The 15,858-nt window shown below is 43.0% G+C and carries 12 protein-coding genes and 1 tRNA gene; 6 read left to right on the forward strand and 7 right to left on the reverse strand.

Going from position 1 to position 15,858, the window contains the following annotated elements:
- Positions 1–145: 145 nt before the first annotated feature.
- Entirely contained in the window at positions 146–568 is a 423-nt protein-coding gene (gene dksA, locus BM232_RS13695; protein WP_091715800.1) for an RNA polymerase-binding protein DksA, read from the forward strand.
- Positions 569–664: 96 nt separating this feature from the next.
- Here dksA and BM232_RS13700 read toward each other — a convergent pair whose 3' ends face one another.
- The 3 genes from BM232_RS13700 to BM232_RS13710 form a co-directional block, all read right to left on the reverse strand.
- Positions 665–4,699 (reverse strand): translocation/assembly module TamB domain-containing protein, encoded by a 4,035-nt coding sequence (locus tag BM232_RS13700; protein ID WP_091715802.1) that lies wholly within the window; start codon positions 4,697–4,699, stop codon positions 665–667.
- 2 nt (positions 4,700–4,701) lie between these two features.
- Positions 4,702–6,447, reverse strand: a complete 1,746-nt coding sequence (locus BM232_RS13705) for an autotransporter assembly complex protein TamA (protein ID WP_091715805.1) — start codon at positions 6,445–6,447, stop codon at positions 4,702–4,704.
- Between the two features lie 79 nt (positions 6,448–6,526).
- The gene (locus BM232_RS13710; protein ID WP_091715808.1) at positions 6,527–7,447 is read right to left on the reverse strand and encodes an AraC family transcriptional regulator; all 921 of its coding nucleotides are present in this window, start codon (positions 7,445–7,447) and stop codon (positions 6,527–6,529) included.
- A 154-nt stretch (positions 7,448–7,601) separates the two neighbouring features.
- Between BM232_RS13710 and exaC the strand changes: the two genes are divergently transcribed.
- From exaC to BM232_RS13730, 4 genes are all read left to right on the forward strand, one after another.
- Positions 7,602–9,122 carry an acetaldehyde dehydrogenase ExaC gene (exaC, locus tag BM232_RS13715; RefSeq protein ID WP_091715811.1) on the forward strand — a complete coding sequence of 507 codons (1,521 nt, stop codon included), beginning with the start codon at positions 7,602–7,604 and terminating at the stop codon, positions 9,120–9,122.
- 129 nt (positions 9,123–9,251) lie between these two features.
- Positions 9,252–11,216, forward strand: coding sequence for an acetate--CoA ligase (gene acs / locus BM232_RS13720; RefSeq protein ID WP_091715813.1), 1,965 nt, complete (start codon positions 9,252–9,254; stop codon positions 11,214–11,216).
- A complete protein-coding gene (locus BM232_RS13725; RefSeq protein WP_091715817.1) occupies positions 11,216–11,617 on the forward strand; it encodes an RNA-binding S4 domain-containing protein in 402 nt (133 codons plus the stop codon). The genes acs and BM232_RS13725 overlap by 1 nt, the downstream gene beginning before the upstream one ends.
- A gap of 3 nt (positions 11,618–11,620) precedes the next feature.
- Positions 11,621–12,049, forward strand: coding sequence for a MazG nucleotide pyrophosphohydrolase domain-containing protein (locus BM232_RS13730; RefSeq protein WP_091715819.1), 429 nt, complete (start codon positions 11,621–11,623; stop codon positions 12,047–12,049).
- Here BM232_RS13730 and moaA read toward each other — a convergent pair.
- The 3 genes from moaA to BM232_RS13745 all read right to left on the reverse strand — a co-directional run bounded on the left by moaA (position 12,046) and on the right by BM232_RS13745 (position 14,019).
- A complete protein-coding gene (gene moaA, locus BM232_RS13735) occupies positions 12,046–13,053 on the reverse strand; it encodes a GTP 3',8-cyclase MoaA (RefSeq protein WP_091715821.1) in 1,008 nt (335 codons plus the stop codon). The two genes, BM232_RS13730 and moaA, sit on opposite strands and share 4 nt — an antisense overlap.
- A 9-nt stretch (positions 13,054–13,062) precedes the next feature.
- Positions 13,063–13,281: a YgaP family membrane protein gene (locus tag BM232_RS15280; protein WP_425435552.1), complete on the reverse strand. Its 219-nt coding sequence runs from the start codon at positions 13,279–13,281 to the stop codon at positions 13,063–13,065.
- Positions 13,282–13,347: 66 nt separating this feature from the next.
- Positions 13,348–14,019, reverse strand: a complete 672-nt coding sequence (locus BM232_RS13745; protein WP_091715824.1) for a Bax inhibitor-1/YccA family protein — start codon at positions 14,017–14,019, stop codon at positions 13,348–13,350.
- Between the two features lie 160 nt (positions 14,020–14,179).
- On the opposite strand from BM232_RS13745, the gene BM232_RS13750 reads away from it, so the two are divergent.
- A tRNA-Ser gene (locus BM232_RS13750) sits at positions 14,180–14,269 on the forward strand.
- Between the two features lie 1,262 nt (positions 14,270–15,531).
- Here BM232_RS13750 and BM232_RS13755 read toward each other — a convergent pair.
- On the reverse strand, positions 15,532–15,858 hold a 327-nt coding region (locus tag BM232_RS13755; protein ID WP_143092298.1), incomplete at its 5' end, for an integrase core domain-containing protein.

Below are 15,858 nucleotides of genomic sequence, written 5' to 3' on the forward strand. Positions count from 1 at the left end.
AAGCGAAGATAAAAATTGACGGTTTTTTATTATTAAATAATCAATTATCACCGCAGCTGTATATCGACATTAATTTTAATTTTGCACAAGCTGGGCGCATCCGGTATAGATTCGCCCTTGGTTTTAGAAAGTATGAGGTTTCAAGATGGAAAACACTCAAGTCGACACTAAGATTGCTCCTTATCAGGAGAAAGCAGGCGAAGAGTATATGAACGACGCTCAGATTGAGCATTTTCGCCAAATTTTAGAAAACTGGAGAGCACAGCTTCGTGCTGAGGTCGACCGTACGGTTCATCATATGCAGGATGAAGCAGCCAACTTCCCTGATCCGAATGATCGTGCTACTCAGGAAGAAGAGTTCACGCTTGAACTTCGTACGCGTGACCGTGAACGTAAATTAATCAAAAAGATTGATGAGTCGCTGGTTGACTTGGACAAAGGTGATTATGGTTTCTGTGAATCATGTGGAACAGAAATCGGCATTCGTCGTTTAGAAGCCCGTCCTACAGCAACGCTATGCATCGACTGTAAAACTCTGGACGAAATCAGAGAGAAAAACCGCATCTGATTCGTCGGTTATGGTGTTGTTTCTAGAACATCAGAATGGATGTTCTAAGACCTCATACGCAAGAAAAAAGCTCCGTTTATCGGGGCTTTTTTGTATCTAGTCCTTTTTAGGCTCATAGGTATAAAGTAAATCAATCCCACTTTCTGTGCCTGACTCTGCTTTTAACGACCAGATTTTACTGAGTTGGTAACGCAGCTCAACAGTGCTGACTGAATCAAACACACCAATGCCGTAACTCAAATACAGTTTCGGTGACAGATACTTACCAATGGTCAGTGCTGCATTTTCCTTACTATCGCCTGTAATAGAAAACTCATCCAGACCAAAAGTACTGGCAATATCATCTCCTATCATCGCCCCGTTTTGCAGACCAATACCTGTTGCTGCTGAAGCCAGCAAGGCCGCATCAGTCGCGCTCGCTTGTTCAATCGGTTTACCCAAAATTAAATACGATAAGATATTGTCCTGACTCATATCGGGATCAGAAAATAAGGTGGCTTGTGGTGAACTGACGCTGCCTTCGATATACAAACCGGCGGTGACGTCTTTTCCATGTCTGATGGCTTTAATATCAAGTTCAGGGTTATCAATAGGGCCAGAAAAACGGATTTTGCCATTATCCACTTTTAACAACTGACCATAAGCAACATAACTGCCGTCTTTAATCGTAATCTGACCGTTGCCGATTAATACATCACTCGGGTTACCAGAGACGTGTAAATCCCCAGTTAATCGGCCCTGGAATCCCAACGCTTTTATATGAACCTTATCTCCCAGGCTAACCATCAAATCGATCTGCGTTTGTGATTCAGGTTTCTCTTCTGCGGGATTATTTGAAATAACATGGACATCAGCACTCGGGCTCACCGATGAATTAAATCGAGTCGGCTCAATAAGTGCTCTTGGGATTGTTACCTTACCTGTCACTTTCGTGACATCCGGTGTGACCAGAATCATCATATCGGGTTCAGCAATTACTAAAGCTTCCGGTGTATTCATCACTTCCAGCTGTTTACCTTTGACATTTGCCGTGAGTTCCCAGCCAGTCTTCTGTAAAGCATATGTACCGTCGACATTAAGCTTTCCATCACCTGAATCAGCGGTTAATGTCATATCCACCTTATCCATATTACCGTTAATCCTGGCCTGAATATTCTTTAATACAATGCCGGCATCAATAATACTGACCTCACCATTTTCTAACTCTGCCTTGCCTAAAATTTCAGGCTGAGCGATGGTACCGCCGAGATCGATATTGAGCTTAAACTTTCCTTTAAGTCCTTCTATCGCTGGATGCGTTAATTGTAAGGCGGCCAGATTCTCAATATCCGTCGTTACTTGGCCTGTTAAAGCAGCCTGGCTTGCATCGGCCATTAAAACATCAATACTTGCTGTTTCAACATTGGCATTAATAGCGGATACACCGTCAATTTGCGGTTCCATATGAAGTGTTGCTGAGGTATGGGTTTTATCTAATTGATATTCAATAAAGGTATTTTTCAATAAAACAGCTTGTTTCTGATTCAGATCTGACTGGTTCAATTGAACAGAGCCATTCTCCAGCAGAACTTTACCATTGCCCGTAATCACATTATGTTTATCTGCGGTGAGCGAAAACTGCCCTTTAAGCTGCCCTTTCACTTGTTCTAACTCTGCAGAAAATTGTTCAAATAGACTTAATGGTAATTCAGCAAACTCGCCCGAGGTTTGCCATTGCTCTTGGTTGTGGCTGGCCTTAATACATAAATTACCTTTCTCTGACTGCCAGCAATGGCGAGGAATGTCCTGCTGTTCAGTATTTAGTACTAACTTACCTTCTTGTGTCAGATGCCAAACACCCGCCTGATCATTACCGAAGTCGAACTGGCTGAATTGTCCTGACCAGGTGGATTGATTTAGCTGGCCATCAGCAGCAACATTCATATTTATCGCTGTCGATGCAAGATGCAGTTGTATCTGGTGTGATTGTTGTTTGCCGGTGACTTCAAGCTCAACCCGATCAATTAATAATTCAGGTAAGCTCAGTCCTGTAAGCGTGACACGGCTATCTATATTGGCATTTTGTTGCAGAGTAAAGTCTATATCCCCAGCCAGCGTATCAACTTTAACCGTATCAACCGTTATAGCCTTTCCATCAACATTAGCAAGAATCCGTGGTTGCTCAAGACTACCTGTCACACTGCCTGAGCCATTAAGACGTCCTTTAAGGGTTGGGTAAAAGTCTTGTAGATCAGGTGAGTTCAGTGTCCAGTTAACATTGATTTGCTGTTGCTGAAGTTTTCCTTTTACTGAAAGTGTAGAGCCTGCTGATCTGGCAGAAAAATGATCAATCAATACATCTTCACCCTTAGAGCTCAGTTTTGCCTCAATAGCTAAGGGTTTCTGCCTTAGAGAACCTGATAATTTTAGGGTATCAAGTACCACATTTAACTGATTATCTGTCTGACTAACAAGCAGTGGTGCCTGACCAGATAACACTCCAGGCCATTCTGGCAGAATAATGCCTGGATTAAGTTGATTTACGGTCAAATCACCATCCACGAGTGATTCACCAGCCCATGCAAGCCTGCCCTGATAATCAATATCGCCTTTGCCTAATTGAATATGTAACTGACTTTGTTCAAAACCAATATCTGTTTTGCCATCCCCTGTGGCATTGACCATCATAGCCACATCGTTAACCGTTAGCTCAGTTTCTGAGCGTAATGTCATCTTGTTGGCATCTCCCAACAAATTTAACTGACCTTGTTTTATATAAACAGCCACTTCAGATAACGATGCTGGCAGTGTTAAATGCTGCAAATTTGCTGTGAGATCATAGTTTATCGGTGTTGATGACCAATCAATATGGCCGTGAGTCGCAACCTTGCCGCCCAATCCATCAATATCCAACTGGCTGAGCGAAGCAGATGTGTCATTCCCCAGCAGTTGAGCCGTCAGAGTTAAAGGTTCATTTTCATAGGTCACTAGCGTCTTAATATTAGCCTGATAATCCTTTATCGAACCGGTAATGTTGGCCTCTCCATGTTCACTTTTGATCAGAACATTATCCCCTTGTAATGGCCACTGTAATTGTTGCCATACCGTCTTGATATCAAATGCTATTTCCGGCGTATCTGTGTTAACTGTGCCTGATAGCCTGATTATTTTTTCGTCATCTAGCTGTGCTTTTGCCTGAATATGCCATTGAGCCATATCCTCAGTTTCAGCATTAACGTCAATATTGATAGCGGGGAGTTCAGCTTGTTTCACAGTCGCTTGCAGCGAACTCGTCAGTTCTGTCAGAGAGCCTTGTGCGTACAGGTTTAGATTATCAATTTGCAGATCCTGTTCAGGCACCAGCTTACTGACATCAATAGTTTCTGCTGATGTTGTCAATATCCAGTTAAGAGAAGAGGTAAGATCATTAACAACCAGTTTCTGTTCTGATTTGAGTGGTTGCTGAATCTGCTGAGTGAGGATAAGTTGCTGCTGATTACCATTTATTTGCCCATTTATCGTCAATTTATCAGGAAAGACATTCAACAAATCGGCATGGTAATTCAGATTAATGTCATGTAACGCTGTTAAGCCAATACGGCCATCGAGCTGAAACTGTCCGTCTTCTACCGATAGAGATAAAGTCTGTATCATCAGTTCATCTGATATCGTTTCAGCCTTCAGATGAGCCTCTTTAACTAAGGTCGTTTCTGCTGAGGGATTATCCATAACCACATGACTGATCGTCAGCTGATCCAGTGTCACCCGTAATGGTAAGTCAATATCCGGTACGCTAATCTCAGTACTGGTATCACTGACCTCTTCAGAATGTTCAATAGGACGTATCGTCACTCCCTTCACTGCTAATTGCTGAATATGTAAATGACGCTTAATTAATTCAGCAGGCTTCCACCTGAGCTGCAATTGTTCAATCGCAACAGCCGTGGCCTGTTCTGACTGATATTGAATATCCGACAGAAGCAGCTCTCCAAATAATTCCCCTTTGGCCTCACCTACGTTTAGATCAGGGACCATTTTGTTAACGATATGCAGAGTTGTATTTAGACCTGATTGCGTTGTGACCAGCCAGGCTATGCCAGCCACGAATGCCAAAAATACAAAAATGATGGAGAAAAAAATCGTTTTACGCATAGTTATAAATCTGGCCCAATCACAATATGCAGACCGATCGGTTCATCTTTCTCAGATAGACCTTTCGCCAGATCAACACGAATCAGCCCTATCGGTGAGCGCCAGCGAACACCTACACCAACACTGTATTCAATGGGGTCGCTAAAACTATTAAAAGCATTACCAAAATCAGAAAAAACCGCCGCGCCCCAGTCTTTTAAAAACATATGTTCAAGTTCCACGCTACCCACAGCCAGATAACGGCCACCGACCACATCCCCTTCTGAGTTTTTAGGTCCAAGTGATTGATAATCAAAGCCACGGATACTGTTATCACCACCAGCAAAGAAACGTAGAGAGCTGGGCAACCTTTCAAAGTCACTGACTTCAGTCGCCCCAATCGAGCCACGGGTAATAAATCGATTATTCTCACCAAAAGCCTGAATCAACTTAGCTCTAACCACAACCTGAGCAAATGTAATATCAGATAATAATGACTCAGAGGCGCCTGAAAGAGTCAGCGACAAACGCGCACCGTGTTTGGTGTAAATAGTATTATCAGCCCAGGTACGACTCCATGACACACCGGGAATAAGTAAAAACGTCGACTCACTGTCGTCAGAAATATCAAAATCTTCTTGTAAGAATTTAATTGAGCCTGTTTCATCCCAGCCCCATCGTTCACGTTTATAGTAGCTACCTATCGCGAAGGATTCACTTTCACTTGTATCAGTATCCTGCTGTTTATATTCGGTATTAAAACCAACGGTATTAATCGTTTCGCTCCAGAAGGGCATCACATAATCAGCACTTAACGTATTGGTAACTTGCGACAGCTGGGCATCAGCTTGCAGACGGTGTCCACGCTTATTCACATAACGATTTTCCCAGCCAAGACTTAATCGGGCACCAGTATCAGTGCCATAGCCGAGACCGGCTGTATATAACTGCTTTGGTTTTTCTTCCAATGTGATGTCCATGGGTACTTGTCCATCATGTCTATCGGCCCGTTGAGTGCGAACCGATACAGAATCAAAGTAACCACTATTACTAAGATTTTTTCTCAATGTTAATGCTTTACTATCTAAATAGGGCTCGCCTTCCTTGTATGGCAATAATCTATCCAGTAATGGCTCGCCTACGACAGTATCCGGGAATAAAGTCTTGCCAAAGCGATAACGCACACCAGAATCATAATGAAGATAAACATTGGCAATATGCTTTGGCACATCAACTTCAACTGATGATTTAGTCAGCTTTCCATCAAAATAACCCCGACTCATACCTAAAGTTAATATTGATTTTTTCGCGGCTTCGTATTGTTGCTGATCGAGTTGCTGGCCTTTTTGAAGTGGAAACGCTTTCTTCAGTTTTATAAACTCGGGATCCTCTGCAGCTTCACCATTAAACGCGACATCAACCAAAGCCAGCTTAACCGGTTCACCTAAATCTATCGTGTATATCGCTTGCCAGTTGTCTTTACCTTGTTTGAGTTCACTACTAATCTTTGGCTGGTAATAACCATAGACCGTTAACATCGTGCTCAACTCTTCAGGAGCAGCTTTATATAGTTTTTCCAGATAACGTTTATTCAGGCGTTCACTTTCTTTTTGTTTTTCGATGGAAAGTCCGTTAAGTAACGTCTTGGCCAGAGAAGAATCAACGCCATTGATTGTTACTGTTACTTTGATGGGATCGGCAAAAAGTACCGGACTTGAGATCAGTAAGAAAACAAAGAATAGTCTGTGAATGAAGGCTATTGCAGGCAAAATAATCTCGTGCTGAAAATAATGATGGATACCTATTATGACAGCAATACTTGCCTGCCAATCCTAACAAATAGGTATTTTATTTATTCTGGATAAATTTTTGTCGGTAAACGCTCGGCGCGCAACCAAAGAAGCCGGTGAAACGACGACTGAAGTGACTGAGATCACTGAAACCGAAACTATAACAAGCATCGGTAACACTTTTACCTGACTGAATGGCTTCTGCCGCCGCTTTCAGACGAATTTGCTGTTGAAACTCACCAGGCGTACAACCCAACTGTTTTTTAAACTCGACGTATAAGCGGCTACGACTCATACAAGCTTTTCGACATAGCTGTTCAACATCCAGTGGATTAGCAATATTTTGCTCAAGAAAATGAATCGCTGCTGTTACACCAGTAGCATCGGGGGATTGCTGACAATAGCTTAATAAAACATCACGGCCTTGCTCTCTGAGCAGTCTGATGACTAGCTCTGTCACACTCAGATCCAACATAATTTCTTTATCAGGATCATTGCGTGTATAGAGAGACACCATTTTTTCAAGCAGAAACTGTGTATCGCCGGTGTGATGCTTATGGATGATTTTCGGTTGATATTCCCATTCATGATTCGGGGCATCGAGCACGATGAGATCACGCATCCGTTCAGATAGACGTTCAATCCTGTCTTTTGATATTTCTATCGTCAGACATGTGGTTGGTGCTGACTCATTAGCGTCAGGAAAATCAATTTCTACATGCTCGCCGGGTGGGACAACATAAGATTCATGCGGAAGAAAAAGCTCACCGTCATTATTATGCGGACTGTGCATCACTTTTCGTCCACTCACCATGCCGCAGTAAAGCAGCTGCTGAGCTTCCAGCCCCACTCTGCTAGCCGCGCGATAAGTGTCATAAATGCTCAGTTCTGACTCGGGGCCAGCAAACTGAACTTTATTCTCAGTCAGTAATTGTCGTTTTTCACGCCGTTTAACCAGCGAGAGTTTCTCAATTTTCATTTGTGTATCTTATACCAAATTATAAAATAATTTTGGAATGCTTCTGGACTCTCAGTCAAGTGATTGAGATTTTTAGTCAAGCAGACTTGCCAGTGATGGAATTATCCTGCATCTTTATGTTCATACTATAACCATAAGCAAAGAGAGAAAGACTATGATCTATGCAAAACCCGGTACTGAAGGCGCTGTCGTCAACTTTGATTCGCGTTATGAAAACTATATTGGGGGCAAGTGGGTTGCGCCCGTTAAAGGTCAATATTTCACCAATACTACACCAGTAACAGGTGAAGTAATTTGTGAAATTCCTGAATCGACCGCAGAAGATATTGACCTGGCTTTAGACGCTGCCCATGCAGCGAAAGACGCTTGGGGTAAAACATCCGTTCAACAGCGTTCTAATGTTTTGTTAAAAATTGCTGATCGCATTGAAGAAAACCTTGAAATGCTCGCTGTGGCTGAAACCTGGGACAATGGTAAGGCTATCCGTGAAACATTAAATGCCGATATTCCACTCGCCGCTGATCACTTCCGCTACTTTGCGGGTTGCATCCGTGCTCAGGAAGGCACAATGGGTGAAATCGATGAAACAACTGTGGCCTATCACTTCCATGAACCTTTAGGTGTTGTTGGTCAAATCATTCCGTGGAACTTCCCGCTTTTGATGGCTGCCTGGAAATTGGCTCCAGCATTGGCTGCCGGCAACTGCGTTGTCATGAAGCCAGCAGAATCAACACCTGTTTCAATCCTTAAACTGATGGAAGTCATTGGTGATTTATTACCACCAGGTGTACTTAATATTGTTAACGGTATGGGCCGCGTTGCTGGTGAAGCATTAGCCTCAAGTACACGTATCGCTAAAATTGCCTTTACTGGCTCAACACCAGTTGGCTCACACATCATGAAACGTGCAGCAGAAAACATTATTCCATCGACGACTGAATTAGGTGGTAAATCACCTAACGTCTTCTTCGAAGATATCATGCAACAAGAAGAAGACTATATTAATAAGTGTGCTGAAGGTTTAGTTCTGGCCTTCTTCAATCAGGGTGAAGTCTGCACATGTCCTTCACGTGCTGTTATCCAGGAAAGCATTTATGATGACTTCATCAAGATTGTTATGGAACGTGCCAAAAACATTAAACGTGGTAACCCATTAGATACAGAAGTTCAGGTCGGTGCTCAAGCTTCACAAATGCAGTTTGATAAAATTCTGAGCTATGTAGATATCGGTCGTCAGGAAGGCGCTGAAGTATTAATGGGCGGTGCTGTCGAGCAACTGGGTCCTGAATTTGATAATGGTTATTACATCCAGCCTACATTGATGAAAGGCCATAACAAAATGCGTATATTCCAGGAAGAAATCTTTGGTCCTGTTGTCTCTGTGACCACATTCAAAGATGAAGCCGAAGCATTAGAAATTGCTAACGATACAGAGTTTGGTCTTGGTGCCGGCTTATGGACTCGTGATATGAATCTGGCGTACCGTATGGGACGTGGCATTCAGGCCGGTCGTGTGTGGACAAACTGCTACCACATGTATCCTGCTCATGCCGCATTTGGTGGTTATAAAAAATCCGGTGTTGGACGTGAAACGCACAAAATGGTGCTTGAACATTATCAACAAACTAAAAACTTGTTGGTTAGCTATAGCACTAGCCCACTCGGTTTCTTCTAGAGGCCTGTTCACTCCTAAAACTCTCCCTCGATTTAGATTGAGGGAGAGTTTTTTATGTCTGCTTAACACACATTCATAATCACTGTATTGTGTTAATTTAGCTAAAGAATAACTATAAAGGTGTCGCATATGGCTCAAGATAATATCGAATCAACCTTACACGAAGACCGTCAGTTTCCACCCAGTGAAGCCTTTCTAAAAACGGCATCATTACTCTCAGAACAACTTGATGCCTTGTACCAAAAAGCAGAGCAGGATCATGAAGCATTTTGGGCAGAGATAGCACGTCAGGAAATTGATTGGAAACAGCCTTTTACTCAAACACTTGATGATAGTAACGCCCCCCATTACCGCTGGTTCCCAGACGGCAAGCTCAATGTTTCTTATAACTGCCTTGATCGTCAGCTTGAAAAAAATGCTGATAAAACTGCAGTTATTTTTGAGGGCGAAAAAGGTGACGTAGAACATATCAGCTATCGCGAACTTCATCGTCGCGTCAGTATCCTTGCCAATGCACTGAAAGCACAGGGTATTGGTAAAGGTGACCGTGTCATTATTTATATGCCAATGATCACTGAAGCTGTGGTGGCGATGCAGGCCTGCGCTCGTATTGGTGCCATTCACTCAGTGGTATTCGGTGGCTTTTCAGCTTCATCATTGAAAGACCGTATCGAAGATACCCAAGCCAAATTAGTCATCACAGCTGATGGCGGCTTTCGTGGTGGCAAAACAGTTGAACTGAAAAAAACCACCGATCAGGCATTGGATTCAGGTTGTGGCAGTGTCGAAAAAGTCATTGTTTATCAAAGAACAAAACATGATGTTCCTATGCAGGCAGGAAGAGATATCTGGTGGTCTGATGCCACGTCAGGACAGTCTGAAGAATGTGAACCAGAATGGATGAACGCAGCGGATCCTTTATTCCTTCTGTATACATCAGGTTCAACTGGTAAACCCAAAGGCATTCAACATAGCTGTGGTGGTTATCTGTTAAATGCCATCACCACCATGCGTTGGGTCTTTGATATTCAAGATAGTGATGTTTTCTGGTGTACAGCCGATGTAGGCTGGATTACAGGTCATACTTATGTTGCTTATGGCCCACTTGCCACTGGCGCTACACAAGTCATCTATGAAGGTGTACCAACCGTGCCTGACGCAGGCCGTTTCTGGGATATCTGCCAACGTCATGGCGTCACCATTTTCTACACAGCGCCGACCGCTATTCGTGCATTAATGAAAGTCGGTGATGAAATCCCAAATAGCTATGATTTATCTAAACTCAGACTGTTGGGTACTGTTGGCGAACCTATCAATCCTGAAGCCTGGATGTGGTACTACAATGTTATTGGTCAGGGACGTTGTCCAATTGCCGATACCTGGTGGCAAACTGAAACTGGCGCACATATGATTGCACCGGTACCAGGCGTCACACACGCCAAACCTGGCTCTTGTACTCGCCCTCTTCCGGGCATAGATGCAGCTATCGTCAATGATGAGGGTGAAGAAATCACCACAGCCAATCAAGGTGGTTATCTGGTAATCCGTAAACCTTGGCCTTCGATGATTCAAACCATCTGGGGAGATGACCAGCGTTATAAAGACACTTACTGGCCCTATTTCGGCGGTAAATATTATCTGGCAGGTGATAGTGCCAGACGTGATGATGTAGGTTTCTTCTGGATTATGGGTCGTATTGATGACGTATTAAATGTCTCAGGTCACCGTCTGGGCACCATGGAAATTGAATCGGCTCTAGTGGCTCATCCGCTTGTGGCAGAAGCTGCAGTCGTTGGTCGGCCACATGATGTGAAAGGTGAAGCTGTATTTGCCTACGTTGTGTTGAAAGGAGATCGCCCTGAAGGCGGTCAGGACGAAGAACTGACTAAAGAGCTTCGAAACTGGGTTGGCGAACAAATCGGTCCTATCGCTAAACCGGATGATATTCGTTATTCAGATAATTTACCTAAGACACGTTCCGGTAAAATCATGCGTCGCTTACTTCGTACTATTGCTAAAGGCGAAGAAATTACGCAAGACACATCCACACTGGAAAATGAGTCTATATTGTTACAACTTCAAGGTAAGGCTTAATGGCACAACAGGACATTCGTTCTGAATCTCAACGATTAGATAAATGGCTATGGGCCGCGCGTTTTTATAAAACGCGCGGTCTTGCCGTTGAGGCCATCTCCGGTGGTAAGGTTCATGTCAATGGACAACGTGTTAAACCCAGCCGAACAGTTCGTGTTGAAGATACCCTGACGATTTCAAAACCACCTTATGAGTTCGAGGTTGTTATTCAGGGATTAAATCTTCAACGTCGCCCCGCTTCCGAAGCCGAACAGCTTTATCAGGAAACTGAGCAAAGTCGTGAAAAACGCGAACTCTTGCGTGAGCAAATAAAGAATGAGCCGCTGGGCTTTAGGCAACAGAAAGGCCGTCCTAGCAAGCGGGATCGACGAAATATCATCAAATTTACCCGTGATACCTGAGCTATGTCTGATAAAGACTTCCTTCTTACACCGATTAAACAGTCTGAGACTGACGCCTTTAAATTAGCGGTTGCTATGCAAAAGCGTGCTTCACAAGTCGGTTTTGACTGGCCTGATTCTATAGGCGTGTTAGATAAGATTCATGAAGAAGTGGAAGAGCTAGGCCAGGAAATAAAACAACAATCTGACAAATCACTATTACTGGCTGAACTGGGTGATATCTTATTCGCCTGTTGTAATCTGGCAAGACATTTAGATATTGATCCTACAGAAGCGCTTAATAGTAGCAATGAGAAGTTCTACCGACGTTTTAATTATGTTGAAACAGCAGTCACGGCTCAGGGAAAACAGTTTGAGGATTTTTCATTGGAAGAGTTGGATGCTTTCTGGAATTCAGCAAAACAACTTGAAAAAGCTGAGGCTAACGACTAGCCGCCAGTCACACTCATATGACGGAAAATAATAGGCTGCGCCTTGATATCAAAGTCATGGCCTTTGGGTTTAATCTCCATTGAATCAATAATCGCCTGTTTCAGGGCTTGCATATCGCCAGGCTGTTGCCGGATAACGTCACGCAAATCCATCGAATGCTCTTGGCCTAGACATAATAAAAGACGCCCTTCTGTCGTCACCCTGACGCGATTACAGCTCTCACAAAAATTATGACTATGTGGTGAGATAAATCCAATCTTACTTGTCGAGCCAGCAACTTGATAATAACGCGATGGTCCACCTGTTGATGCGATACTGGACTGTAAATCAAACACAGTTCTTAACTTGGCTAACACTTCATCACTGGAGCAATAACTCTCTTCACGTGCGTGAGAGACATGGCCTAAAGGCATTTCTTCGATATAGGAAATATCCAAGTCATTATCTATAGCAAACTGGGCTAAATCAATGATTTCATCTTCATTGCGCCCTTTCATAATGACGGCGTTTAATTTAATACGCTTAAAGTTAGCTTTTTTTGCTGCGGCAATGCCGGCAAGAACTGTATCTAAATCACCTGTTCTTGTCAGTGCCTTAAATTTTTCCTCTTTGAGAGAGTCCAGACTGATATTAATACGATCTAAGCCTGAATCAGCTAAAGTCTGTGCATATTTTTCCAGCTTTGAACCATTAGTAGTTAATGTCAGCTCTTTCAGTGAAGTAGATGCTTTAAGCTGACCTAGTTCATTAAACAGCCAATCCACATCACGTCTGACTAACGGCTCTCCACCTGTAATACGCACTTTTTCCACACCAAGTTCGCAAAAAGCGCGTAGCAGAAAAACAATTTCTTCAAGGGTAAGTAACTGTTGGCGAGGCATGAATGTCATTTCTTCATCCATGCAATAGACACAACGAAAATCACATCTATCCGTAATAGACATACGAACATAGGTCACTTTACGACCAAAACGATCAATGAGTTGTGTGGGTAATTCAGCCATTCTGTTTATTTAACTCTTTTTGCTCTCTGTATCGATCTGGCAAGACGTCTGACGTGTAGACAATCCTAACACTCCGTATGCAAGACAACGACCAGTGAATGCGTTTAATAATAAACCAACACCTAGCAGCCACCACCCATTACCGTCATAGATGGCATAAGCTATTATAGCTGTGCCGATAACAATTCGACACCAACGATCCCAATTAGCTAGATTTTTCTTCACCATTTCACCATAAAAATAAACCCCGCAAAGCGGGGTTTATTTAGAAAACAAATAAACGACTTAGTTCAATCAATCATCGCCAGAAAAGGCACCAATTAACTGTAATAAGCTCACAAACAAGTTGTAGATACTGACATACAGTGTGATGGTTGCCATGATGTAGTTAGTTTCACCACCATTGACGATTTGACTTGTTTGGAAAAGAATCAGACCAGCCATCAATAAAACGAACATTGCTGATACCGCTAAAGACAGGCCAGGCATTTCGAAGAAGAAAGCGGCTAAGCCAGCTAGAAATGCGACCAGAATACCAACAAACAAGAAACCGCCCATAAAACTGAAATCTTTTTCACTTTTCACAGCATAAGCTGATAAAGCGATAAAGATAATACCTGTACCACCAAGGGCTTGCATTACAATTTGTGGGCCATTAGGTAAACCTAAGTAGGCGTTAACGATCGGACCTAAGGTCAGCCCCATAAATCCTGTTAATGCAAAAATAGACACAATGCCCCATGCACTGTTACGAAGTTTTGTAGTTAAGAAAAGTAATCCAAAATACCCAACCAAAGTAATGATCATACCTGGATGCGGCAGGTTGAAAGCCATTGATAATCCAGCAGTCATTGCACTAAATAATAGTGTCATGGCTAATAAACTATATGTATTACGTAATAGTTTATTGGTTTGAACCGCAGACTGCTGTGAACGAACAACAGTTGATTCAGCGTTATAATTCATCAGTGTTTCTCCAAGTTTTTTCCAGTTGATGAAAAGCTTACATTAATGACACCTATCCTACCCGATAAGTTCTAAATGGCAATAGATATTATGTATCTACAAATAATTTTATTTTTACGGTTGTGTTACCGAGCCATTATCTGTATTATTTCGCCTCTCTGGAGAGTTGACAGAGCGGTTGAATGTACCGGTCTTGAAAACCGGCGTGGTTTAACGACCACCCAGGGTTCGAATCCCTGACTCTCCGCCATATACTGATAAAAGGTGTATTCTGCTTGTTATTCAATGACTTGTAGGGTACGCCTTTTTTCGTTTTACCACACCTGATTACCACACTCTGTTACCACTAAAGCCCTTCCCCCATTTTTATTTCCGCGTGTGTCTGCGGTGGGGTGTTTATTTTTTACAAGTTGTAAGCTCTCCAGTGATCCTCAGAGCCGCTGGCAAGAAAAGCTAGCCCTTGACTGGGCTAGACGCTTAACGAAAACCTTTGGTAACAAACCCGCCAATCAGCCGGAAACGTTTGCCCGAGCGTTAGAGATACACTCACCACATTTACTTGAGCAGCTCAGCGAATACCTGTCATTGGGTTCAAATGATGACTTCTGATTTTTAGGTTACTTATAGCTTTGCAGTTCGTAGGGTGTACGTGGTACAGACAAGGGAGCGCTTGAGTGTTTACTTAAGTGTACCTTCCCTACCTTGTAGGATGGTACACCCTCATACTAAATCAAAAACAGCTCTGAAATAGCCGAAAGTGAGAGCTGATGGTAGATTGCGGCACTCTGTAATGAGAACCTTAGCCTGTTAATATTGGTCAGAATTATTTACGATAAATTTGTGAGCCCTTAACACGCGTAGGAGTCCCATTTTTGCAATCCCCCCGTGTACCCTAGACCCTTTTTAGGATTCTAAGGGGTACGGGGGGTATTCTTTTTTTTATGCGTAAGCTCTCTCTTTACTGACTACTAGGTGCAACCTACCGAACAACCACAGCTCACGCTCGTTCTGGCTTGTCTTAGCCTCTATGATGCTGTCCGATGCTGAGTAGTCCAGCCACTCCACGAAGATACCAAAGCCTAACACCTGCTTGATGCTGAATAGTTCCATTGTTGTTCCTAGTTGGTTGATAAAGGTCGCTAGGAGATCATGAGAGGTGTATCAGCGTCAACATATGTGCTATCGAGAGTGTCTCGTGTGTGGTTTAGTTGTACTGGTGTATAGCTGTGAGGCCGCATGGTTAAATAGATTGAGCTTTATTACTAATCTAGTCATGACTCAACTATAGAACTTAATAAATTTTCTGTCACAGTCCTTCCTTCTGATAACCTGCGTTAGATTACATGGTGCTTTTGCTAGGTTAAAGGGTATGCTTTACTACATGTATCCATAGCTATGGTGAGAACACAGTAATGAGTGATAGGTATATTCGGTTAAGTGACGATTATCCAGACTACGGTATAGACATAAAAAGCCCCTATGTCGTCTATCGATTTATGCGTGATGTAGTGGTCAACTAATTCCGGACACGGGTTTAGACAGAACTTCCGCCTTTGCAGGTGGACATCCATCGTTAAATTGATGCGGCCGTTGCCAGTTATAATAATTCATCAGGTAATAGCTCACATCACGCATTGCCTCACTTATGTTTCGATACCCCAGTCTCGGCAGCCATTCAGCCTTAAAGCTCCAAAACAAACGCTCCATGGGCGCATTATCCCAGCAGTTACCACGTCGGCTCATGCTCTGAGTCATGCGATAGCGCCATAACCGTTGCCGATATTTTCGAGAGCTGTATTGGCTACCCTGGTCGCTGTGGAATAACACATTCTGAGGTTT

This window comes from Methylophaga sulfidovorans, from assembly GCF_900114205.1.
Lineage (GTDB): Bacteria > Pseudomonadota > Gammaproteobacteria > Nitrosococcales > Methylophagaceae > Methylophaga > Methylophaga sulfidovorans.